The organism is Pseudomonas putida (genome assembly GCF_001976065.1).
GTDB classification, from domain to species: domain Bacteria; phylum Pseudomonadota; class Gammaproteobacteria; order Pseudomonadales; family Pseudomonadaceae; genus Aquipseudomonas; species Aquipseudomonas serbica.
On record NZ_MNAH01000007.1, the window covers coordinates 106780 to 129915 of the forward strand.

The following is a 23136-nucleotide window of genomic DNA, read 5'->3' on the forward strand; positions in this document are numbered from 1 at the left end:
CAATCAATTGTTGTACAGATCGATGATCGCGCTGACCGCCTGGGTCTTGACCTTGGAGGCATCGTTGCGTGCCTGCTCGATCTTGTTCAGGTATGCCTCGTCGACGTCGCCGGTGACGTACTGGCCGTCGAACACCGCGCAATCGAACTTGTCGATCTTGATCTTGCCGCCACCGACCGCTTCGATCAAGTCAGGCAGGTCCTGATAGATCAGCCAGTCGGCACCGATCAGGTCCGCAACGTCCTGGGTCGAACGGTTGTGGGCGATCAGCTCGTGGGCGCTCGGCATGTCGATGCCATAGACGTTCGGGAAGCGCACGGCCGGGGCTGCGGAGCAGAAATAGACGTTCTTGGCGCCCGCTTCGCGAGCCATCTGGATGATCTGCTTGCAGGTGGTGCCGCGCACGATCGAGTCGTCCACCAGCATCACGTTCTTGCCGCGGAATTCCAGCTCGATGGCATTGAGCTTCTGGCGTACGGATTTTTTCCGCGCAGCCTGGCCCGGCATGATGAAGGTCCGGCCGATGTAGCGGTTCTTCACGAAACCTTCGCGGAACTTCACGCCCAGGTGGTTCGCCAGCTCCAGGGCCGCGGTGCGGCTGGTGTCCGGGATCGGGATGACCACGTCGATGTCGTGATCCGGACGCTCGCGCAGGATCTTCTCGGCGAGCTTCTCGCCCATGCGCAGGCGGGCCTTGTACACAGACACGCCGTCGATGATCGAGTCCGGACGCGCCAGGTAGACGTGCTCGAAGATGCACGGGGTCAGCGACGGGTTGGTCGCGCACTGGCGGGTGTGCAGCTTGCCGTCTTCAGTGATGTAGACCGCTTCGCCCGGTGCCAGGTCGCGGATCAGGGTGAACCCGAGCACGTCCAGGGACACGCTCTCGGAGGCGATCATGTACTCGACGCCTTCGTCGGTGTGACGCTGGCCGAACACGATCGGGCGGATGCCGTGCGGGTCACGGAAACCAACGATGCCGTAGCCGGTCACCATGGCCACCACCGCGTAGCCACCGACGCAACGGTTGTGCACGTCGGTGACGGCAGCGAACACGTCTTCTTCGGTCGGCTGCAGCTTGCCGCGCTGGGCCAGCTCGTGCGCGAACACGTTGAGCAGCACTTCCGAATCGGAGCTGGTGTTGACGTGGCGCAGGTCAGATTCGTAAATCTCCTTGGCCAGTTGTTCAACGTTGGTCAGGTTTCCGTTGTGCGCCAGGGTGATGCCGTAAGGCGAGTTGACGTAAAACGGTTGAGCTTCGGCCGAGGTCGAGCTGCCCGCGGTCGGGTAGCGCACATGGCCAATGCCCATGTGGCCGACCAGGCGCTGCATGTGACGCTGATGGAACACGTCACGCACCAGGCCGTTGTCCTTGCGCAGGAATAACCGGCCATCATGGCTGGTCACGATACCGGCAGCGTCCTGGCCGCGGTGCTGGAGGACGGTTAGCGCGTCATACAGCGCCTGATTGACGTTCGACTTACCGACGATACCGACGATGCCACACATGCGACGCAACCCCTACTTAATGGATCTGAACTGAACAACACTCACTGAGGCGTTTTGGCCATCGGCAAGAGCTGCTCCTTGAACGGTATATCAGCGGGTACGCTGATACCGCTGGCAAGCCACTGACTGCTCCACCCGAGAATCAGGTTCTTGGACCAATCGGCGACCAATAAAAATTTTGGCACGAGCTGGGACTCTTTCCACCACCCGTCCTGCTGTACCGGCCCCAGACTTAATAGCCCGACCGCCACGACCACCAGCAACACGCCACGCGCTGCGCCGAAAGCCATGCCGAGGAATCGATCGGTCCCGGACAACCCGGTGACACGAACCAATTCGCCGATGAGATAATTGATCATTGCGCCTACGATCAGCGTGGCGACAAACATGATGGCACAGCCCGTGATTATACGGGCCGATGGGGTCTGGATGTATCCGGCGAGGTACTCGGACAATGAGCCACCAAACATCCAGGCAACGGCTCCTGCGATGATCCAGGTCACGAGCGACAGTGCTTCCTTGACGAAGCCGCGGCTCAGACTGATCAATGCGGAGATGGCGACGATTGCAACGATCGCCCAGTCAACCCAGGTAAATGGCACAGTGCAGCCTACAGACGGATAAGGCGGCGCATTTTAGCAGAGCCCATGCTTATCGGTAAGCTGCGATTGTCAGTGCATTTCATATCGGGGCGATAGTTTTAGCCACGCTCCGGCTGAAAGCGCACGACAAACCCCTTGAGGTTCTGCTGGCGGTTCAGCAAGTCGCGCAGGCGATCGGCCTCTGCACGCTCGATCAGTGGTCCGACGAACACCCGATTCTTGCCGTCGGCCGTACGAATGTAGGCATTGTAACCCTGGCTGCGCAGGGTTTTCTGCAGCTTTTCAGCGCTTTCACGATTGGCCAGGCTGGCCAGTTGCACCGACCAGCTGACCGACAGGCCATTGGCGTCGACACGGCTTTGCGTGGTGTCCGGCTTGCCCGGTGCGGCGCTGATCGGTTGCGACGGCGCCGTGGCAGGCTTGGCAGCCAGTGCCGGGACGGGGGCCGGTGCAGGGGGCGGCGTGACCGGCTTGGTGGCAGGTGCCGGAGCGACAGGCGCAACGGGCGCAACAGGCGCTTCCTGTTGGGCGATTTCTTCGTCGCTCGGCACGGGCTCCTGCGGCAGGGCCTGGGGTTCAGGCACCACCACGGGCTCCACCTGCACCTGCGGCATCGCTGGCGCTTGCGGCGCGGCCGGTGCCTGGACCGTCACTTGGCGCTGTTCATCCTGGCGGGAAAACAGCATCGGCAGGAAAATCACAGCCAGCGCGACCAGAACCAGGGCGCCGACCATGCGTTGCTTGTAAGCCTTATCCAGCAATGCCATTTGCCGCTTCCTCCGTGGAGCGCCGGGCCAGCCACTCAAGGGCCTCGGCAACACAATAGAATGATCCGAACAACACAATCTCGTCGTCGCTCGTCGCCTGCCCACACTGCCCTTCCAGGGCGGCGGCCACGCTGTCATAGGACGTCACCGAAGCACCGCGCTTTTGCAGCGCCTCGCGCAAGTCGGCCACCGGTCGCGCCCGAGGCGAATCCAGCGGCGCGACGGCCCAGTGCTCGACACTAGCACTCAATTCGCCAATAACACCATCCAGATCCTTGTCCGACAGCAATCCGAAGACCGCCAGGCGCTTGCCGGCGGGTGGCTGGCTGGCCAGGCGACGGGCCAGATACTCGGCGGCGTGGGGGTTATGCCCCACATCCAGCAACAGGTTGAGGCGCCTGCCCTGCCAATCGACCTGCCGGCGATCGAGACGACCGACCATCCGCGTCGCTTGCAGCGCCTGGACAATCTGCGCTTCTACCCAAGGTAAACCGAGCAACAGATAGGCCTGCAACGCCAGCGCGGCGTTTTCCATCGGCAGATCGAGCAACGGCAGGTCGCGCAACTCGACCACTTGTCCCCTGGCATCGACACCGCGCCACTGCCAGTGCTGATCGGTGACGCCCAGGTCGAAATCGCGTCCACGCAGGAGAAACCGGCAATTGAGCTCGCGCGCCTTGTCCAGCAGGGGCTGCGGGGGATTCAAGTCACCGCAGAGCGCGGGTGCGCCCTGGCGGAAGATCTCGGCCTTCTCGAAGGCCACGGACTCCCGGGTATCGCCCAGGTAATCCGCATGATCGACGCCAATGCTGGTGACCAGCGCCATGTCGGCGTCCACCACGTTGACCGTGTCCAGGCGCCCGCCCAGGCCGACTTCCAGCACCACGGCGTCGAGCCCGGCCTGCTGAAACAACCAGAACGCCGCCAGGGTGCCCATCTCGAAGTACGTCAGGGACGTGTCACCACGACCGGCCTCGACCGCCGCGAAAGCTTGGCAGAGCTCGGCGTCAGTGGCTTGGACGCCATTGACCTGCACCCGCTCGTTGTAACGCAGCAGGTGCGGAGAACTGTAGACACCGACGTTCAGGCCCTGCGCTCGCAGCAATGACGCCACGAAGGCACAGGTCGAGCCTTTGCCATTGGTGCCGGTGACCGTGATCACCCGAGGCGCCGGCTTGCCCAGTCCCATGCGGGACGCTACCTGCTGCGAGCGCTCAAGGCCCATGTCGATGGCCGAAGGGTGCAACTGCTCAAGGTAGGCGAGCCACTCGCCAAGGGTACGTTCGGTCATAGGTTGGCAGGTACCGGTGGAACCACGATTGGCTCGATTGGCGCAGCGACGAATTTTGGCGTCGGCAGGCCCATCATTTGCGCGAGCAGGTTACCCAGGCGCGGGCGCAGTTCCTGACGGTGAATGATCATGTCGATCGCGCCGTGCTCCAGCAAGAACTCGCTGCGCTGGAAGCCTTCCGGCAGTTTTTCTCGCACGGTCTGCTCGATAACGCGCGGACCGGCAAAGCCGATCAGGGCTTTCGGCTCGCCGACGATCACGTCACCCAGCATCGCCAGACTGGCGGAAACACCACCGTAGACCGGGTCGGTCAGCACGGAGATGAACGGAATGCCTTCTTCACGCAGACGCGCCAGCACCGCGGAGGTCTTGGCCATTTGCATCAGGGAGATCAGCGCTTCCTGCATCCGCGCACCACCGGAGGCGGAGAAGCAGATCATCGGGCAGCGCTTTTCCAGTGCGTAGTTGGCGGCGCGCACGAAGCGCTCACCGACGATGGCGCCCATCGAACCACCCATGAAGGAGAATTCGAACGCCGACACCACTACCGGCATGCCCAGCAGGGTACCGCTCATGGAGATCAGCGCGTCTTTTTCGCCGGTCTGCTTCTGCGCCGCAGTCAGGCGGTCCTTGTACTTCTTGCCGTCGCGGAATTTCAGGCGGTCAACCGGCTCCAGGTCGGCACCCAGCTCGGTACGACCTTCGGCATCGAGGAAAATGTCGATGCGCGCGCGTGCGCCGATACGCATGTGGTGGTTGCACTTGGGGCAAACGTCCAGGGTTTTTTCCAGCTCTGGACGATACAGCACAGCCTCGCAAGACGGGCATTTGTGCCAAAGACCTTCAGGCACCGAGCTCTTCTTGACCTCGGAACGCATGATCGAAGGGATCAGTTTGTCTACTAACCAGTTGCTCATGCTTTCTTTCTCCAGTACCGGCGGCCCGAACGCTCTGGTTCGCAGCCCCGCGTATGCCCTTGAGCTAAATTCATGTGTGCGGCGATGTTCGATGGGGGCCGGGTCAGTGAAGCGTGACCTGCGTACAACCCATCAATCCTCAGCCGTTTTGTACAGTGCAGTGGACGGCGGCAGTCTGCCAGCCGTCACATCAGGCTGCCACGGACTGCCTTGATGAACGCCTGAACCTTTGCATGATCCTTGATGCCCTTGCTCGCCTCCACCCCGCCGCTGACATCCACGGCATAGGGTCGAACCCGCGCCACCGCTTCGGCGACGTTATCCGGGGTCAGGCCGCCCGCCAGGATGATCGGCTTGCTCAAGCCTTGCGGTATCAATGACCAGTCGAACGCCTGACCGGTTCCACCGGGAACACCTTCGACGTAGGCATCGAGCAAAATGCCACTGGCACTCGGGTAGGCGTCGCAAGCCGCCGCGATATCGTCCCCGGCCTTGACCCGCAGCGCCTTGATGTACGGGCGATGCCAGCCTTCGCAGTCCGCAGCACTTTCATCACCATGGAACTGCAGCAGGTCGAGCGGCACCGCGTCGAGGATTTCTCCCAGCTCGCAACGGCTGGCGTTGACGAACAGGCCCACAGTGGTGACGAACGGCGGCAATGCCTTGATGATCGCGCGCGCCTGCTGGACCGTCACGCCCCGCGGGCTCTTGGCGTAGAACACAAAGCCGATGGCATCGGCCCCGGCTTCGACCGCCGCCAGCGCATCTTCTATGCGGGTAATCCCGCAAATCTTGCTGCGAACGGCTGACATGTCGATATATCCCCACGGCAAATCCGAGAAAGTCCCGGATGGTAACAAAAGCGTTCGAAGGCGTCAGCCGTCAAGTTCGCTGAATCCGGTGAGGAAATGTGGGCCGATGTAACGCTCAGGCAACTGGAACTCGTCGCGGTACTCGACCTGCACCAGATACAGTCCGAACGGATGTGCCGTCACCCCGCCGGAACGGCGAATGCGGCTCTCCAACACTTCCTTCATCCATTCAACCGGACGCTCACCGGCGCCGATGGTCATCAGCACACCGGCAATATTGCGCACCATGTGGTGCAGGAAGGCGCTGGCGCGGATATCCAGCACGATCATCTTGCCGTGGCGCGTGACGCGCAGGTGATGGAGCTCCTTGATCGGCGACTTGGCCTGGCACTGGCCGGCACGGAAGGCGCTGAAATCATGGGTGCCCACCAGGTACCGGGCCGCTTCGGCCATGCGCTCGACATCCAGCGGGCGGTGGTTCCAGGTGATTTCTTCGTTCAGGTGCGCCGGACGGATCTGGTCGTTATAGATCACGTAGCGATAGCGCCGGGCAATGGCCTTGAACCGCGCATGGAAATGTGCGGGCATGACCTTGGCCCAACTGACGCTGACATCGTGGGGCAAATTGATATTAGCGCCCATGACCCAGGCCTTCATCGAACGCTCGACCTGGGTGTCGAAGTGCACCACCTGGCCACAGGCGTGCACGCCGGCATCGGTGCGCCCGGCGCACAGCAGCGAAACGGGAGAGTCGGCCACCTTGGACAAGGCATTCTCGAGGGTTTCCTGCACCGTGAGCACGCCGGAGGCCTGGCGCTGCCAGCCGCGATAACGCGAGCCCTTGTATTCAACGCCCAATGCGATCCGGAAAAAGCCGTCGGCCGCCATTTCGGCGGCCGGGTTATCTATGTTTGCCAAGGAGTGACAGCCTGCTGATGTACGCAAAGGGGGGCATTATAAGGCCGCAGGACGAGGACGCCAGTACAACAGACGGTACCGCGGCGAATGGGATGCCCCCTTCGCGAGCAAGCCCGCTCCCACACGGGACCGCGTTTATTCAGGCACAACGCGGTCCCGTGTGGGAGCGGGCTTGCTCGCGAAGGCGTCCTGATAGCCACCATTGCATCCCCCGCAAACAAAAACGGCAGCCTCACCGGGCTGCCGCTTTATCTACCACCGCTCAATCACTCAAACCAGACGCGCCAGCATCTCCCGGGCTTCGCTCTTCTGGCCGTCGTCGCCTTCGGTCACCACCTCGTTGAGGATGTCGCGGGCACCATCGTTGTCGCCCATGTCGATGTAGGCCTGGGCCAGGTCGAGCTTGGTGGCGACTTCATCGGTACCGGACAGGAAATCGAATTCCGGCTCGTCATCCACGGTTGCCAGGGCATCATCCACCGTGAAGCTTGGCTCGCTGATGCTCCGGGACAGGTCGTCCAGTTCAGCGCTGACGTCATCCAACTCAGTGGTAAACGCCTGCGCAGGCGCCGTTTCGTCCATTTCATCGGCCAGCGACAAATCGAAGTCGGCCGGCAAGTCCAGATCGTCCAGCGTCACTTGTGGCACGTCCGGCACTGGCGTGGCCGGCTGGTCCTTGACGTCTTCATCCAGGCTCAGCAGGAAATCGTCCTCGGCCAGGATCGCCGGCGAAGGTTCGCCGCCGAGGTCCATGTCCAGGTCGAACTCCGACAGGTCATCGAGGTTTTCCTTGATTTCTGTCTGTTGCTGCAACACCGACTCGAAACTCAGGTCATCGTCGAGCGGAAAATCTTCCAGATCGGCCAGGGTTGCTTCCGGCTCAGGCTCAGGCGCTGGTACTGGTGTTGGCGCTACCGTTACCGGCGTGACATTTTCCAGGTCATCCAGGCTCAGGTCGAAAGCGCTGTCGAAATCGTCATCGGCCGCAGCCGGCGCTTGTGGCTCGTCCAGCAAAAGGTCCTTGACGTATTGTGCGTCCAGTTCGGCGGCAGCGGCGGCAGCGGCAATACCGCTGACAGCAACCAGCGCCATGGCCGGGAAGCGGCTCTTGAGTTTTTCGACCTGGGCATAGTTGTCGCCGTTGGCCACCAACTGCCGCTCCTGGACCACGAACGCATCGCGATCACCTTGCAAACCGTAGACTTCCATCAGCTTGAGGCGCAAATCGCTGCGTTGCGGCTCCTGCTTGACGCCCTCCTCCAACAGCGCGGCAGCCTGATTCAGGCGGCCGCCGTTGATGTGCGACTGCGCTCGACCCAACACGTCGTCGGAATGCTCGGCGGCGGGCGATACCAGCGGCGCGGCAATCGGCGGCGTGACCACGACCGGGGCAATAACCGGGGCAGGTGCGGGTGCGGGTGCGGGTGCTGGAGCAGGTGCCGTGGCCAGCTTCGGGGTTGGCGGCTCGACGTCCAGGTCCTCGAAGATCCCTTTTGACAGGTCAAGCTCGCTGGAAAATTCCTGTTCTTCGGCCAGGGCACGGGCCATGCGCAGATGTTTCTCGGCTTCCTGCTGGGCTTTGCGGCGACGGGCCAACAACAGCAGCAGCAAAAGCACCACCACTGCCCCGCCACCCACCAGACCCAAGAGCAGCGGATTGGTCAGCAGCTCATTGAATTTCTGATCGTTGGAGACCGCAGGTATCGGTTCGACCGGCGTTTCGGCTGGAGCTGGAGTCGCTTCAGGTGCCGCGGGTGCGGACGCTGTCGCTTCGGCCGGGGTTTGGGCTGGCGCCGGCGTTTCGACAGGGGTTGCCGCAGGATCGGTCGGCAGCTCTGCCGGAATCGCCGCAGCGGTCGCAGTCTCCGTTGGGGTTCCCGCCGCACCATCGGCCTGCAATTTGGCCAGCTGGTTGTTCTTCAGCTCAATGAGGCGCTGCAGCTTGTCCATCTGGCTTTGCAGATCGGTCATGCGGCTTTTCAGTTCAGCGCTGTCACGGCGCTTGGTATCGAGGCTTTCCTGGGTCACCGCCAGTTGGTTGTTCAAAGCCTTGGCATCGCCTGCAGGGCCCTTGCCCCCAGCCTTGCCAGTTTCGGCGGATACCAGGCTCAGCTTGTCCTGTGCGGCTTGCGCAGAAGGTGCATCACCGCGACCACGATTGGTCGCATCGAGCTGCTGCTGGCCTGTACCCGGCTTGGCGACATAACGACGCCCCTGGCGCCAGGCGGTGTTTTGCGCAGCCACTTCGGCAATGGCCTTGGCTTGCGGCAGGCTGGTTGTCTGTGCCTGATCCGGCAGGCGCAACACCTGGCCGGTCTTGAGCCGGTTGATGTTGCCATCGATGAAGGCATCCGGGTTCAACGCCTGGATGGCCAGCATGGTTTGTTGAATCGAACCGCCATTACGCGCCTTCGCGGCGATTTCCCACAGGGTATCGCGCCGCGTGGTGGTGTATTCGGACGGCTTGGTCGCACCAGTGACGGGCGTGGTACCGGTTTGAACAGGTGCAGATTGCGCAGCCGCGTCAGCGGTTTGCGGCGAGAATTTGGATGGATCGAGCAGCACGCTGTAATCGCGCAACAGACGACCATTGGGCCACATCACCTGAACCAGGAATTTCACCATCGGTTCGCTCAGGGGCTTGCTGGAGGTCACGCGCAGGATGCTTTTACCGCTGGCGTTGAGCACGGGGGTAAAGGTCAGGTCGTTGAGAAACGCCTGGCGGTCGACACCGGCCTTGGCGAAATCTTCAGGTGAAGCCAGGCTCGGCACCACTTCGGCAGCGGTGAGTTCCTTGACGTCGAGCAACTCGATTTCCGCCACCAGCGGCTGGTTCAGCGTCGATTTCAGGGTCAGTTCCCCGAGCCCGAGGGCATGCGCCATACCGGAGGACAGCGCCGAGGCGGCCGCTATTGCTAACACCAGTTTGCGAACTTGAACCATAGCTTATCCTTAGTTTTTACATTCCTCGGCCAGCGAGGTAGATAGCCGCTGCCGTAAGGCATTGCACGCGGGCGAAGGTCGCCGCGCGCGATCGTTTCATGCATGCCCTGCAGGGTGGCTCGCCTTCAGCGATTGCGGCCAGGCATGGCGCTCGCCCGGACCCCTTCGATATTGTTGCCAAGTATCTTTTACAGCAGGTCTTTTATCAACAACTCGGCCAGTTGCACTGCGTTGAGGGCCGCACCTTTGCGTACGTTATCTGACGTCAGCCACAAATTAAGTTCCGACGGTTCGTCGATACCCAGACGTACCCGACCAACGTAGACCACATCCTGCCCCACCGCATCCCCGACCGCTGTCGGGTAGTCGCCGGCTTCCACCAACTCGATGCCGGGCGCGTCTTCAAGCGCGGCGTTGACCTTGGCCAGGTCGATGTCGCTCGCGGACTGCAAGGTCACGCTATAGCTATCGCCAAAAAACACCGGGGCTTGAATGCAAGTGACGGAAATCTTCAGCGAAGGCAGTGCCATGACTTGACGCAGCTCGCGTACCAGGCGCTTTTCCAGCAGTGTATGGCCCTGCTCGTCCGGCTTGCCGACCTGGGCCAGCAGGTTGAATGCCATCTGCCGGTCAAAGAAAGTTGGCTCCAGTGGGCGCACATTCAGCAGTTCGGCGGTTTGCCGGGCCAGCTCGGTCACCGCTTCGCGGCCCTGGGCCGACACCGCCAGGCTGGCGGTCAGGTTGATGCGCTGCAAATCGAGCAAACCCAGCAAGGGTGCGAGCACCACCGCCAGGGTGGTGGCCGACGGGCTCGGGCTGCTGATCTGGAATGGCTTTTTCAGGCCGGTCAGTACTTGCGCATTCGCCTCCGGGACCACTTGTGGTGCCTGGTCGGCCGACAAGGCACCGGAAAGGTCGATCAGCGAGCACCCGGCGGCGGTGGCACGGGCGCAGTAGCTCAATGTCACGGCGGGACCGGCGGCAAAGAACACCAGCTGGACCTTGCTGAAATCGAACTCATCGACTTCACGCACCCGCACGTTCTTGCCGCGATACGGCACCGAACTGCCAGCGGATTCGCTGCTGGCCAGCAAATGCAGGGTACCGATCGGGAAATCGCGCTCTTCGAGAATCTGCACCAGCGTTTCGCCGACAGTACCGGTGGCGCCGATCACGGCAATATCAATGGTCTGGCTCATGGGTTTTACCTCTGGCGAAACGGGGGGGAGCGGCACTTTACCGGGTGGTGGATGTACAGGCAATTCGGGCGGGATCTTCGGCGCCTGTTATGGACCCTTCGCTGCGATGGGGCCAGACCAGACGACCGAGAACCCCAGGGATAAAAAAACCCGCGCCTCTCGCAAGGCGCGGGTTTTTCAGTGCATCAACCGATCAACGCTCGAGCAGGATCCGCAGCATGCGACGCAGCGGTTCGGCCGCGCCCCACAGCAACTGGTCGCCGACGGTGAACGCACCGACGAACTGCGAGCCCATGTTCAGTTTGCGCAGACGGCCAACCGGGATGTTCAGGGTGCCGGTGACCTTGTTCGGGCTCAGCTCCTGAATGCTGGTTTCGCGGCTGTTCGGCACCAGCTTGACCCAAGGGTTGTGCTGGCTGATCAGCCCTTCGATATCGGCGATCGGCACGTCCTTGTTCAATTTGATGGTCAGCGCCTGGCTGTGGCAGCGCATGGCGCCGATGCGCACGCAGATGCCATCCACCGGGATCGGGCTCTTGAAGCGACCGAGGATCTTGTTGGTTTCGGCCTGGGCCTTCCACTCTTCACGGCTCTGACCGTTCGGCAGTTCCTTGTCGATCCACGGGATCAGGCTGCCGGCCAACGGTACGCCGAAGTTTTCGGTCGGGTACGCGTCGCTGCGCATGGCTTCGGCCACACGACGGTCGATGTCGAGGATGGCGCTGGCCGGGTCAGCCAGTTGATCGGCGACAGCGGCATGGGTCGCGCCCATCTGCTTGATCAGTTCACGCATGTTCTGCGCGCCGGCACCGGAAGCCGCCTGATAGGTCATGGCGCTCATCCACTCCACCAGGCCGGCCTCGAACAGGCCACCCAGGCCCATCAGCATCAGGCTGACGGTGCAGTTGCCGCCGATGTAGTTCTTGGTGCCCGCGTCCAGCTGCTGGTCGATGACCTTGCGGTTGACCGGGTCCAGCACGATGACCGCGTCATCCTGCATACGCAGGCTGGAAGCGGCGTCGATCCAGTAACCCTGCCAGCCGGCTTCGCGCAGCTTCGGGAACACTTCGCTGGTGTAGTCGCCACCCTGGCAGGTCAGGATCACGTCGAGGGTTTTCAGCTCTTCAATGCTGTAAGCGTCCTTGAGCGGAGCAATGTCCTTGCCCACGGACGGGCCTTGGCCACCGACATTGGAAGTGGTGAAAAACACCGGCTCGATAAGATCGAAATCCTGCTCTTCCAGCATCCGCTGCATGAGCACGGAACCGACCATACCGCGCCAACCGATCAGACCTACACGTTTCATCGCAACTACACCTTCTTGAAAAGTGGACCGCTGCTTACGGGGGTAAAAGTGGCAGCGGGCCCGAGAGATTACAGATTCCGCAGCGCGGCGACTACTGCGTCGCCCATTTCCTGCGTACCGACTTTAGTGCAACCGGTCGACCAGATGTCACCGGTGCGCAAGCCCTGATCCAGCACCAGGCTGACGGCTTTCTCGATGGCATCGGCGGCAGCCTGCTGATTGAAGCTGTAACGCAGCATCATCGAGACCGACAAAATGGTCGCCAACGGGTTGGCAATGCCCTTGCCCGCGATGTCCGGCGCCGAACCGTGGCAAGGCTCGTACATGCCCTTGTTGTTGGTGTCCAGGGACGCCGACGGCAGCATGCCGATAGAACCGGTGAGCATCGATGCCTGGTCGGACAGGATATCGCCGAACATGTTGTCGGTGACGATCACGTCGAACTGCTTCGGTGCCCGTACCAGTTGCATGGCGGCGTTGTCGACGTACATGTGGCTCAGTTCGACCTGCGGGTAGTCCTTGGCCACTTCCTCGACGATTTCACGCCACAGCTGGCTGGAGGCCAGTACGTTGGCCTTGTCCACCGAGCAGAGCTTCTTGCCGCGAACCATGGCCATGTCGAAACCGACACGGGCGATACGACGGATTTCGCTTTCGCTGTATGGCAGGGTGTCGTAGGACTGACGCTCGCCGTTTTCCAATGTGCGGGTGCCGCGTGGTGCGCCGAAGTAGATACCGCCGGTCAGCTCACGAACGATCAGGATGTCCAGGCCGGCAACGATTTCCGGCTTCAGGCTGGAGGCCTCGGCCAGTTGCGGGTACAGGATCGCCGGGCGCAGGTTGCCGAACAAGCCGAGTTGTGCACGAATTTTCAACAGGCCGCGCTCAGGGCGGATATCACGCTCGATGGTGTCCCATTTCGGGCCGCCGACGGCGCCCAGCAGCACGGCATCGGCTGCGCGGGCACGTTCCAGGGTTTCATCGGCCAAAGGCACGCCGTGCTTGTCGATGGCGGCGCCACCGATCACGTCGTGGCTCAGTTCGAAGCCCAGGGAGAACTTGTCACTGGCCAATTCCAGCACCTTGACCGCTTCGGCCATGATTTCCGGGCCAATACCGTCACCTGGGAGAATCAGAATCTGCTTGCTCATGCGTTCCTCATGTCATCAGTCGGTGCGCCTCTTGGGCACACCCGGAAAAATTCTATCGCTCAGCCATCAGAACCAGTACATCGGTACTGAACGAGCCATCAGCCTCAATCTCAAAATATTCGCGCACTTCGTTACCCATCGACTGCTGCAACTCGCGGATCGCCGCGCGCATCACCTCTGGCGTGCGCATGCGCTCGACCCAGGAGGTGTATTCCAGACGCAGCCGCTGGCGAGTGGTGCTGCGGGTATGCAGCCCGGCCTCGCTGACCTGGCGCAGCCACTCGCCGGCGCTATAGTCGCGCACATGGCTGGTGTCGCGCAGCACTTCGACGCTTTGCAGGTAAGTGTCGAGCAATGGACTGCCCGGTGACAACACATCGATGAACACCGCGACACCGCCCGGCTTCAACAACCGACGCACTTCGCGCAGTGCCAGGCCGAGATCGCTCCAGTGATGCGCCGAATAACGGCTGAAGACGAAATCGAACTCGCCATCGACGAACGGCAGCCGCTCGGCGGCACCGTTGACCGTGGTGACATTGCTCAGGCCCCGATCGGCAGCGGCAGCGGCCACCACATCAAGCATCTGTTGCGACAGGTCGTAGGCGACCACTTGCTTGACCAGCGATGCCACCTGAAAACTCACGTGACCGGCGCCACAGCCCAGGTCCAGGACCCGGGCCTCGCCCTGCCCTGCCAGTTCGTCCTGTAGCAGCGCGAATTCGGTGCCTTGAGCGTGTACGGCGCTGCTCAGGTAGGCCGCAGCCTGTTCACCGAACTGCTTCTGGACGACCTGGCTGTGCTGGGCGGTGCTGGTCATGGGGGCTTCCTTTTTCAGGGTTTGGTCTTGTGATGCTTATGCGGGCCTCTTCGCTGGCAAGCCAGTTCCTACAGGTATTGCGCTGCCCTTGTAGGAGCTGGCTTGCCAGCGAAGGCGGCATCACGCCTTAGACAAAATCACGCGTCGCGAAACAACCACGGTTGGCTAGCCCGATGCTTGGCTTCAAACGCCGCAATCGCATCGCCGTCCTGCAAGGTCAGGCCGATATCGTCCAGGCCGTTGAGCAGGCAGTGCTTGCGGAAAGCATCGATTTCAAAGTTCAAGACCTTGCCGTCCGGGCGGGTCACGGTCTGTGCCTGCAGGTCGATCTGCAACTGGTAGCCCGGATTGGCCTCGACCTGCTGGAACAACTCATCGACTTCGGCATCGCTCAAGATGATCGGCAGCAAGCCGTTCTTGAAGCTGTTGTTGAAGAAGATGTCGGCATAACTCGGCGCGATGATGCTGCGGAAACCGTATTCTTCCAGCGCCCACGGCGCGTGTTCACGGCTGGAGCCGCAACCGAAGTTCTCGCGGGCCAGCAACACGCTGGCGCCTTGGTAACGCTCAGCGTTGAGGACGAAGTCCTGGTTCAGCGGACGCTTGGAGTTGTCTTGATACGGCTGGCCCACATCCAGGTAGCGCCACTCATCGAACAGATTCGGACCGAAACCGGTGCGCTTGATCGACTTCAAGAATTGCTTCGGGATGATCTGGTCGGTGTCGACGTTGGCACGATCCAGAGGCGCGACAAGTCCAGTGTGCTGGGTAAAAGCTTTCATGCTGCGCTCCTTTAGATCAATTCACGGACGTCGACGAAACGACCGTTCACAGCGGCGGCCGCGGCCATGGCCGGGCTGACGAGGTGGGTACGGCCACCGGCGCCCTGACGGCCTTCGAAGTTGCGGTTGGACGTGGATGCGCAATGCTCGCCGGACTCCAAACGGTCCGGGTTCATCGCCAGGCACATCGAGCAACCCGGCTCACGCCATTCGAATCCGGCCTCGAGGAAAATCTTGTCCAGGCCTTCCGATTCAGCCTGCGCCTTCACCAGGCCCGAACCCGGCACCACGATCGCCTGCTTGATGGTCGAGGCCACTTTGCGACCCTTGGCGATCACCGCCGCAGCGCGCAAATCTTCGATCCGCGAGTTGGTGCAGGAACCGATGAATACGCGGTCCAGCTGAATGTCGGTGATCGCCTGATTGGCGGTCAAACCCATGTACTTCAAGGCGCGCTCGATGGAACCGCGCTTGACCAGGTCCATCTCCTTGGCCGGATCCGGCACGTTCTGATCCACCGCCAGCACCATCTCGGGCGAAGTGCCCCAGCTGACTTGCGGCTTGATCTGGGTCGCGTCGAGTTCAACGATGGTGTCGAACTTGGCGTCTTTATCGGAAACCAGGTCTTTCCAGGCTTCGACAGCCAGGTCCCATTCCGCGCCTTTCGGGGCAAATGGACGGCCCTTGACGTAAGCCACGGTTTTTTCGTCAGCGGCGACCAGGCCAACGCGGGCACCGGCCTCGATGGACATGTTGCAGATGGTCATGCGGCCTTCGACGGACAGGTCACGAATCGCGCTGCCGGCGAACTCGATGGCGTGGCCGTTACCGCCGGCGGTGCCGATCTTGCCGATCACGGCGAGCACGATGTCCTTGGCGGTCACGCCGAACGGCAGTTGGCCTTCGACGGAAACCAGCATGTTCTTCATTTTCTTGGCGACCAGGCACTGGGTGGCGAGCACGTGCTCGACCTCGGAAGTGCCGATACCGTGGGCCAGGGCACCGAACGCGCCGTGGGTCGAGGTATGGGAGTCGCCGCAGACCACGGTCATGCCCGGCAAGGTGGCGCCCTGCTCCGGGCCAATGACGTGGACGATGCCTTGGCGGACGTCATTCATCTTGAATTCGACGATGCCGTATTCATCGCAGTTATCGTCGAGGGTCTGGACCTGCAAACGCGAAACCTCGTCGGCAATGGCCGCGATGCCGCCCTTGCGCTCAGGGGTGGTCGGTACGTTGTGGTCCGGGGTCGCGATGTTGGCATCGATGCGCCATGGCTTGCGCCCGGCCAGACGCAAGCCTTCGAAGGCTTGTGGCGAGGTCACTTCATGGATGATGTGACGATCGATGTAGATCAGCGCCGAACCATCGTCGCGCTGCTTGACCAAATGCGAATCCCAGAGCTTGTCGTAGAGCGTTTTGCCGGCCATCAGACGGTTTCCTCATCAGCTTGTTTCTATGCCCCGGGCTTTGAGATTTTCAATAACCCTTTGGCTTGTGAGGCTGATCCTATGGGGTTACATTAAATAACTCAAATTCATATTTTTTATGCTTTGGATAACCAACTGGAATACAGACATGGACCTGGCCAACCTGAATGCTTTTATTGCCATCGCCGAGACGGGAAGCTTCTCCGGCGCGGGCGAACGGTTGCACCTGACCCAGCCCGCAATCAGCAAGCGCATCGCCGGGCTGGAGCAGCAACTGAAGGTGCGGCTGTTCGATCGACTGGGTCGCGAGGTCGGCCTGACCGAGGCCGGCCGCGCCCTGCTGCCGCGGGCTTATCAGATTCTGAACGTCCTCGATGATACGCGCCGCGCCTTGACCAACCTCACCGGAGAGGTGACCGGCCGTCTGACCCTGGCCACCAGTCACCACATCGGCCTGCACCGTTTGCCGCCTCTATTAAGAGAGTTCACCCGGCGTTATCCCGAGGTGGCGCTGGATATCCAGTTTCTCGATTCGGAAGTGGCCTACGAAGAAATCCTCCATGGCCGGGCGGAACTCGCGGTCATCACCCTGGCCCCGGAACCCCACGCCCTGGTCAAGGCCACGCCGGTGTGGGACGACCCGCTGGACTTCGTGGTCGCCCCCGAGCATTCGCTGATCAACAATGGCAAGGTCAGCCTCGCGGACATCGCCCGCCACCCGGCGGTGTTCCCCGGCGGCAATACCTTTACCCACCACATCGTCCAGCGCCTGTTCGAAGCCCAGGGCCTGACGCCGAATATCGCCATGAGTACCAACTACCTGGAAACCATCAAGATGATGGTGTCGATCGGCCTGGCCTGGAGTGTCCTGCCACGCACCATGCTCGATGACCAGGTTGCGCGGATACCTTTACCGGGCATACAACTGACTCGCCAGCTAGGCTATATCCTGCACACTGAAAGGACGCTATCGAACGCAGCACGGGCCTTCATGGCCTTGCTGGATGCCCAGATCGATCTGCCAGGGACTCAAGGCTAACTTGTGCTACTCCTATAGAGCCGCGAATTCCTGTACCCGAGACCCAATTCAGCCCAAGGCTTGCCAATGCCGAAATCTGTTGACCGTATTCCGCCGATGCCGCGCATCCAGGCGCTCGACCCCAAAAGCTCCGAACAGAGCTGGGAGAGTGCCTCGCAACTGCTGGCCGCGCTCAACGGCGCGCGCCTGGGTGCCTGGTATTGGGACATCGAGCGCGGGCAGATCAGTTGGTCCCGGGGCACCCAGGCGCTGTTTGGTTTCGATCCCCGGCAACCGTTGCCGGCCGACCTGGAATACCTTGACTTGCTGCCTGTGGAAGATCGGGCCAAGACCCTTCGCGCCTTCCATGCCGTGATCGGCGGTGCGCCGCTGGAACAAGCGATGCACCACCGCGTGCGCTGGCCCGACGGCAGCCTGCATTGGCTGGAGATCAGCGGCAGCCTGCTGCCGGACAAGCACGGCCGTCCACGCATGATTGGCGTGATCCGCGAAATCACCCACCAACGCCAGCGCGAACAGGCGCTGAGCAGCTCGGAGAAACGCTTCGCCACGCTGTTTCACCTGTGCCCGAACATGGTCCTGCTGACGCGCCAGGAAGACGGCCTGATCACCGAAGCCAACCAGTATTTCGAAAGCCTGTTCGGCTGGCCGGTCCAGGATGCGATCGGCCGCACCACACTGGAACTGGGCCTGTGGGTGCACCCCGAACAACGCGCGCAACTGGTCAAGGCCACCAAGGCCAAAGGCGAGCTGACCAGCATGGAAGTGCAGTTTCGCGCCAGCAACGGGCAGATCCACGATGGCATCCTCAGCGCGCAAAAGGTCGAACTCGAAGGCCAGCCCTTCCTGCTGAGCACCTTTCTCGACACCACTGAACGCAAGGCCGCCGAGCACGCCCTCAAGGACAGCCAGGAGCGCCTCGACCTGGCCCTGGACTCGGCGCAACTGGGCACCTGGGACTGGCACATTCCCAGCGGCATGTTGTATGGCTCGGCCCGCGCCGCGCAGTTGCACGGCATGGAGGCCATGCCTTTTCATGAATCCTTCGACGAGTTTTTCGAAGGCGTGCCCGGCGAAGAGCGCGACACCATGCGCGATGCCTACCGCAGCCTGCGCGAAGGCCCGGCCGGCAACTATCAGCTGACCTATCGGGTGCAGATGCCGGATGGCAGCTCACGCTACCTGGAAAGCCGCGCGCGCCTCTACCGCGATGAAAACGGCGTGCCCTTGCGCATGGCCGGTACCCTGCTCGACATCACCGACCAGGTCGAGCGCGAACAACGCCTGGTGGCCTCCGAAGAGAAATTCGCCACCCTGTTCCAGGTCAGCCCGGACCCGATCTGCGTGACGCGCCAGGACACCGGGCAGTTCATCGAGATCAACTCCAGCTTCACCCAGACCTTCGGCTGGAGCGCCGCCGATGTGATCGGGCGCAGCGCCGACGAAATCGGCCTGTGGGACGCCTCGGCAAAAAGCCTGCAGCGAATCGAACAGGTGATCCGCGAGCAAGGCCTGAACAATGTCGCGATCCTCGTCCAGCACAAGGACGGGCAGTCGCTGACTTGCGTGATTTCCAGCCGCCAGATCAGCGTCAGCGAGCAGCCGTGCGTCGTCACCACCTTGCGCGACATCACCCAGCAGCAACGCTCGGAAGCGGCGCTCAAGGCCAGCGAAGAGAAATTCGCCAAGGCCTTCCACTCAAGCCCCGACGCCATCACCATCACTGAACGCGATACCGGGCGTTACCTGGAGGTCAACGACGGTTTCTGCCGCCTGACCGGCTACCGCGCCGACGAAGTGATCGGTCGTACCGTGTACCAGGTGGGGATCTGGGCCGAAGAAAAACAACGCTCGACCTTGCTCGCCGAGCTGCAGATCAAGGGCCGGGTGCATCACCAGGAAATGCTCGGGCGCAACAAGCGCGGCGAGTTGCTGACGGTAGAGGTCTCGGTAGAACCGATCACCCTCAACGAAACCGCGTGCCTGCTGCTGACCGCCCGGGACGTCAGCCTGCTGAAGAACGCCGAGGCGCAGATCCGTCACCTGGCCTACCACGACCCGCTGACCAACCTGCCCAACCGCGCGCTGCTGATGGATCGCCTGAGCCAGCAGATCGCCCTGCTCAAGCGCCATAACCTGCGCGGCGCGTTGATGTTCCTCGACCTCGACCACTTCAAGCACATCAACGATTCCCTCGGTCATCCGGTGGGCGATACGGTGCTGAAGATCATCACCGCGCGCCTGGAAGCCAGCGTGCGCATGGAAGACACCGTCGCGCGCCTGGGCGGTGATGAATTCGTGGTGTTGCTCAGTGGCCTCGAAGGCTCGCGCAACGAGGTCAGCGATCAGGTCCGCGAGCTGGCCGATACCATTCGTGAGCTGCTGTCCGAACCGATGTTCCTCGACGGTCAACGCCTGCAAGTAACGCCGAGTATCGGCATCGCTTTGATTCCCGACCACGGCTCGACGCCAACCGACTTGCTCAAGCGCGCCGACATCGCCCTTTATCGCGCCAAGGATTCGGGACGCAATACCGCGCAGATGTACCACAACACCATGCAGAAGGCCGCGAGCGAGCGCCTGCGCATGGAAACCGACCTGCGCCTGGCACTTTCGCGCGGTGAGTTTCGCGTGCATTACCAACCCCAGGTGGACGCCCGGGATAACCGCATCGTCGGCGCCGAAGCGCTGGTGCGCTGGAATCATCCGGAGCTCGGCGCGCAGTCGCCCACCGAGTTCATCAAGGTCCTGGAAGACAGCGGGCTGATCCTGGAGGTCGGCACCTGGATCGTCGACGAAGCCTGCCAGGCCTTCAGGCAACTGATCGCCGATGGCCTGGTGGACCCCGCGCAATTCAGCCTGTGCGTCAACATCAGCCCACGCCAGTTCCGCCAGAACGACTTCGTCGAGCGCATCGAAAACAGCCTCGCCACCTATGGCCTGCCCTTCTCGCTGCTGAAACTGGAAATCACCGAAGGCATCGTCATCCAGAACCTGGAAGACACCATCAACAAGATGCTGCGCCTGAAAAAGCTGGGCGTGAGCTTTGCCATGGACGATTTCGGCACCGGTTACTCCTCGCTGACCTACCTCAAGCGCCTGCCGGTCGACACCCTGAAAATCGACCAGTCGTTCATTCGCGACGCCACCACCGACCCCAACGACGCCGAGATCATCCGCGCCATCGTCGCCATGGCCCGCAGCCTGGAACTGAAGATCATCGCCGAAGGAGTGGAGACCTCGGAGCAACTGGAGTTCCTGCAAGGCCTGGGCTGCCATCTCTATCAGGGCTACCTGCATAGCCGGCCGCTGCCGGTGGAGGATCTGCAGAAGCTCCTGTAGGAACGAACTTACTGGTTGAATACCACTTTCATACGCGCATTCCGGAAACGTCCGATTTACGCCTGACCGCCCCATATAGAACCCTTGCGCTGCACTTTGCCCTGCCTCCAATCCTTCGGAGGCAGGCGCAATTTGATCATCAACAGACAAGGAGTTGCAGCCATGGCCAAGGGATATTTCATTCGCAAGGGCGAGAAGACCAGTTGCGGTGGCGAGGTGCTCGAGGCCGATACCCGCGTGATGATGTTTGGCATCGCCCACGCTCGCGCAGGGGATCGGGTTTCCTGTGGCAAAAACGACGAAACCTACCAAATCGTCGGTGGCATCTCGTACATGGACAGTCACGGCAGACTGGTATCTGGCTCGCTGGATAGCCGCAGCAGCTGCCCCTGCAAGGCCAGTCTCCTCCACTCCTTCACCAACGCCACCTATGAGTCCAAACAAGGTGGTGCGCCGCAATCCGTGAGGAGTGTCCCTCAACAGGAAGCGGCGCTAGTTGCGCCCAGCAACCCGGTCGCCCCGCGACAGTCCGGCTCCACTTCAGCGCGGGCGCCCACACCCACGCTCAGCGAACGGCCAGGGACAGTCTGTGAAAACCTTTGGCGTGATTACCAGCTTCGGGTCGAGAACGTCGCGGCACCGGGCGGCAAACTGATCGCCGATCCGAAGACACGCAACAAGGCAATCAATGCGGCCTTCGCCTCGAAACAGGTGGGTTGTGGACTACTGCACGCGGCCGACACGCTTGAGAAGATGCAGGCGGAAGAGCAGGCGATACAGCAACTGAGGGACAGTGCCAGACGAGGACTGGGTGGTTTGTTCAGCAGCAGCGAGCGGGAAAAACGCGCAAAAATTCGCGAGTTCGAGCAGCGCCAGCACGAGTACGAACAGGCCAACCGTGACAACCCGGTGTGGGGCTTCACTCACTGGGGTGCCGACATGCCCTTGTCGTACTCGCAACGGATGTACCGGTTTGTTTACGAGATGCTGGCGATGGGCAATACCACGCTGTTTTTGGATGTGTATCCGTTGCATGTGTTCTACAGGGAGCGTGGGTTGGAGGCGCTTAAAGATTGCCTGCCTGCACGGAAAAACATCTATGGGAGTGGGCAGTATCCGGTGCTGTGGCCGGTCGGGCAGGAAAAGCTGAGATTCGGGACTGACCATAAAGAAGTCCTGCAAGCCTTTGAGGCAATTGAGGCGGGTAACATCGCCGAGAGTGTCGCGTTTCTTGCAACGCACGAACAAGTCAACATCCTGCAGCCAGCGATGTACAACGAAAAAGGCCTGCAATGGTTGCTGCACGGTAACCATGCCTCCTACGTCATCGGTTTTCCGTCAGGTGTCGCTGAGGCAGTCGAACTGACCCTGGCCAGTCAGTGCCGCCGTATCGATGATGGACGCACCATTGGTTTCAGCAACAACCCCGTTGCCGACCTCTCCGAGGTCAACCAACGTATGGCCTTCGTTTTAAGGGCAGCGGAGCAGTTTGATGATCTGCTGCACAGCGACCAACGCAAGCAGCTGGAGGAATCGATTCGGGATATCGCCTGGGGTGGAGGCGTGCGATGAGCCTCATGCGGCGCATGGGCTGGCGACGGGGCATGCTGACACTGGCTGTCGCGGCCCTCCTGACATTAGCCGCTATTCAAGTGGTGTCGGAAGAGCCGGAAATCGCCCTGTTGATTGGCGAGCCGCACGAGGCTATGCGCCAGCGCTCCAGTGCTGCCATCGATCCGGCCATTCAAGGACATGTCTCATTTAGTATCCCGAAGTCCGATGCTCGCCTGCGCTTCATAGATCCCGAGTACAGCTTCGTGACTCCACAAGCCCGATTCTTCGCGATTATTTACGACAAAGACTTGATCAACAGTGTCCGCATGTCCCCACAAATCGAGCCGCTTTTGCTCGACGACACCCTCAAGGTCGTGCTGGATTTGCAAGACCAATTGCGCAAGGCCGGTTGGACGCCCATCCGCATCAAGGAAGATCCACCGTTCGCCGACACACCAGAATGGCGGGCCCGATTGCGCGACGTGAACAAGGGCGGCACTTCCTATTGGCATGCGGGCGACAAGTACCAGGTGATGCTGGTGGTTGGGCGTTTCAGGGACGAGAAGCGTCCCACAGAGGAGCGCTACCTCATCACCCTGTCACTGGCCACGCCATGGACGAATCCCTGACTTTTCTTCATCGCGACAAGACCACGCTTTCAGCATTAAACCCACACACCAGGCGCCGTCGCCAAATCCATCCCAAGATGCCATCTACACTCAGTAACCATATCGCCTCCCCCGAGACCTCATCA

Annotated in this window: 18 protein-coding genes; 4 read left to right on the forward strand and 14 right to left on the reverse strand. The window is 61.5% G+C overall.

Annotation, left to right across the window (positions count from 1 at the left end; all coding sequences use genetic code 11):
- Positions 1–3 precede the first annotated feature (3 nt).
- The 14 genes from purF to leuC form a co-directional block, all read right to left on the reverse strand.
- Positions 4–1509 (reverse strand): amidophosphoribosyltransferase, encoded by a 1506-nt coding sequence (gene purF / locus BKX96_RS22505; protein WP_020795479.1) that lies wholly within the window; start codon positions 1507–1509, stop codon positions 4–6.
- A gap of 41 nt (positions 1510–1550) precedes the next feature.
- Positions 1551–2111, reverse strand: coding sequence for a CvpA family protein (locus tag BKX96_RS22510; protein ID WP_046817921.1), 561 nt, complete (start codon positions 2109–2111; stop codon positions 1551–1553).
- Between the two features lie 98 nt (positions 2112–2209).
- Positions 2210–2878, reverse strand: a complete 669-nt coding sequence (locus BKX96_RS22515; protein ID WP_077185510.1) for an SPOR domain-containing protein — start codon at positions 2876–2878, stop codon at positions 2210–2212.
- Complete coding sequence (gene folC, locus BKX96_RS22520) at positions 2862–4169, reverse strand: bifunctional tetrahydrofolate synthase/dihydrofolate synthase (RefSeq protein ID WP_077185511.1); 1308 nt, start codon at positions 4167–4169, stop codon at positions 2862–2864. The genes BKX96_RS22515 and folC overlap by 17 nt, the downstream gene beginning before the upstream one ends.
- Positions 4166–5086, reverse strand: coding sequence for an acetyl-CoA carboxylase, carboxyltransferase subunit beta (accD, locus tag BKX96_RS22525; RefSeq protein ID WP_046817918.1), 921 nt, complete (start codon positions 5084–5086; stop codon positions 4166–4168). The genes folC and accD overlap by 4 nt, the downstream gene beginning before the upstream one ends.
- Before the next feature lie 185 nt (positions 5087–5271).
- Entirely contained in the window at positions 5272–5898 is a 627-nt protein-coding gene (locus BKX96_RS22530) for a phosphoribosylanthranilate isomerase (RefSeq protein ID WP_046817917.1), read from the reverse strand.
- 63 nt (positions 5899–5961) lie between these two features.
- Positions 5962–6786: a tRNA pseudouridine(38-40) synthase TruA gene (gene truA / locus BKX96_RS22535; protein ID WP_033039317.1), complete on the reverse strand. Its 825-nt coding sequence runs from the start codon at positions 6784–6786 to the stop codon at positions 5962–5964.
- A gap of 300 nt (positions 6787–7086) precedes the next feature.
- On the reverse strand, positions 7087–9759 hold the full coding sequence (locus tag BKX96_RS22540) for a motility hub landmark protein FimV (RefSeq protein ID WP_077185512.1): 2673 nt from the start codon (positions 9757–9759) through the stop codon (positions 7087–7089).
- A gap of 188 nt (positions 9760–9947) precedes the next feature.
- Complete coding sequence (locus BKX96_RS22545) at positions 9948–10958, reverse strand: aspartate-semialdehyde dehydrogenase (RefSeq protein WP_077185513.1); 1011 nt, start codon at positions 10956–10958, stop codon at positions 9948–9950.
- Between the two features lie 193 nt (positions 10959–11151).
- Positions 11152–12264, reverse strand: a complete 1113-nt coding sequence (asd, locus tag BKX96_RS22550) for an aspartate-semialdehyde dehydrogenase (protein WP_007975660.1) — start codon at positions 12262–12264, stop codon at positions 11152–11154.
- A gap of 68 nt (positions 12265–12332) precedes the next feature.
- A complete protein-coding gene (gene leuB, locus BKX96_RS22555) occupies positions 12333–13415 on the reverse strand; it encodes a 3-isopropylmalate dehydrogenase (RefSeq protein ID WP_077185514.1) in 1083 nt (360 codons plus the stop codon).
- A gap of 52 nt (positions 13416–13467) precedes the next feature.
- On the reverse strand, positions 13468–14235 hold the full coding sequence (locus BKX96_RS22560) for a class I SAM-dependent methyltransferase (protein ID WP_077185515.1): 768 nt from the start codon (positions 14233–14235) through the stop codon (positions 13468–13470).
- Between the two features lie 137 nt (positions 14236–14372).
- A complete protein-coding gene (gene leuD, locus BKX96_RS22565; RefSeq protein ID WP_077185516.1) occupies positions 14373–15017 on the reverse strand; it encodes a 3-isopropylmalate dehydratase small subunit in 645 nt (214 codons plus the stop codon).
- Between the two features lie 11 nt (positions 15018–15028).
- Positions 15029–16447 carry a 3-isopropylmalate dehydratase large subunit gene (gene leuC, locus BKX96_RS22570; protein ID WP_046817911.1) on the reverse strand — a complete coding sequence of 473 codons (1419 nt, stop codon included), beginning with the start codon at positions 16445–16447 and terminating at the stop codon, positions 15029–15031.
- Between the two features lie 148 nt (positions 16448–16595).
- Between leuC and BKX96_RS22575 the strand changes: the two genes are divergently transcribed.
- The 4 genes from BKX96_RS22575 (at position 16596) to BKX96_RS22590 (ending at position 23011) form a co-directional block, all read left to right on the forward strand.
- Positions 16596–17486 carry a LysR family transcriptional regulator gene (locus tag BKX96_RS22575; protein ID WP_046817910.1) on the forward strand — a complete coding sequence of 297 codons (891 nt, stop codon included), beginning with the start codon at positions 16596–16598 and terminating at the stop codon, positions 17484–17486.
- A 66-nt stretch (positions 17487–17552) separates the two neighbouring features.
- The gene (locus tag BKX96_RS22580) at positions 17553–20828 is read left to right on the forward strand and encodes a PAS domain S-box protein (RefSeq protein WP_046817909.1); all 3276 of its coding nucleotides are present in this window, start codon (positions 17553–17555) and stop codon (positions 20826–20828) included.
- Between the two features lie 162 nt (positions 20829–20990).
- Positions 20991–22400 (forward strand): PAAR domain-containing protein, encoded by a 1410-nt coding sequence (locus tag BKX96_RS22585; RefSeq protein WP_077185517.1) that lies wholly within the window; start codon positions 20991–20993, stop codon positions 22398–22400.
- Positions 22397–23011, forward strand: a complete 615-nt coding sequence (locus BKX96_RS22590; protein ID WP_077185518.1) for a hypothetical protein — start codon at positions 22397–22399, stop codon at positions 23009–23011. The genes BKX96_RS22585 and BKX96_RS22590 overlap by 4 nt, the downstream gene beginning before the upstream one ends.
- The last annotated feature ends 125 nt before the right edge of the window (positions 23012–23136 follow it).

Bases quoted from the DNA above. Each gene is read 5' to 3' on its own strand.
- leuD (WP_077185516.1), bottom strand. From the start codon at position 15,017: ATGAAAGCTTTTACCCAGCACACTGGACTTGTCGCGCCTCTGGATCGT.
- leuB (WP_077185514.1), bottom strand. From the start codon at position 13,415: ATGAGCAAGCAGATTCTGATTCTCCCAGGTGACGGTATTGGCCCGGAA.
- BKX96_RS22560 (WP_077185515.1), bottom strand. From the start codon at position 14,235: ATGACCAGCACCGCCCAGCACAGCCAGGTCGTCCAGAAGCAGTTCGGT.
- BKX96_RS22545 (WP_077185513.1), bottom strand. From the start codon at position 10,958: ATGAGCCAGACCATTGATATTGCCGTGATCGGCGCCACCGGTACTGTC.
- purF (WP_020795479.1), bottom strand. From the start codon at position 1,509: ATGTGTGGCATCGTCGGTATCGTCGGTAAGTCGAACGTCAATCAGGCG.
- asd (WP_007975660.1), bottom strand. From the start codon at position 12,264: ATGAAACGTGTAGGTCTGATCGGTTGGCGCGGTATGGTCGGTTCCGTG.
- truA (WP_033039317.1), bottom strand. From the start codon at position 6,786: ATGGCGGCCGACGGCTTTTTCCGGATCGCATTGGGCGTTGAATACAAG.
- folC (WP_077185511.1), bottom strand. From the start codon at position 4,169: ATGACCGAACGTACCCTTGGCGAGTGGCTCGCCTACCTTGAGCAGTTG.
- BKX96_RS22585 (WP_077185517.1), top strand. From the start codon at position 20,991: ATGGCCAAGGGATATTTCATTCGCAAGGGCGAGAAGACCAGTTGCGGT.
- BKX96_RS22540 (WP_077185512.1), bottom strand. From the start codon at position 9,759: ATGGTTCAAGTTCGCAAACTGGTGTTAGCAATAGCGGCCGCCTCGGCG.
- BKX96_RS22580 (WP_046817909.1), top strand. From the start codon at position 17,553: ATGCCGAAATCTGTTGACCGTATTCCGCCGATGCCGCGCATCCAGGCG.
- accD (WP_046817918.1), bottom strand. From the start codon at position 5,086: ATGAGCAACTGGTTAGTAGACAAACTGATCCCTTCGATCATGCGTTCC.
- BKX96_RS22530 (WP_046817917.1), bottom strand. From the start codon at position 5,898: ATGTCAGCCGTTCGCAGCAAGATTTGCGGGATTACCCGCATAGAAGAT.
- BKX96_RS22590 (WP_077185518.1), top strand. From the start codon at position 22,397: ATGAGCCTCATGCGGCGCATGGGCTGGCGACGGGGCATGCTGACACTG.
- BKX96_RS22575 (WP_046817910.1), top strand. From the start codon at position 16,596: ATGGACCTGGCCAACCTGAATGCTTTTATTGCCATCGCCGAGACGGGA.
- BKX96_RS22515 (WP_077185510.1), bottom strand. From the start codon at position 2,878: ATGGCATTGCTGGATAAGGCTTACAAGCAACGCATGGTCGGCGCCCTG.
- leuC (WP_046817911.1), bottom strand. From the start codon at position 16,447: ATGGCCGGCAAAACGCTCTACGACAAGCTCTGGGATTCGCATTTGGTC.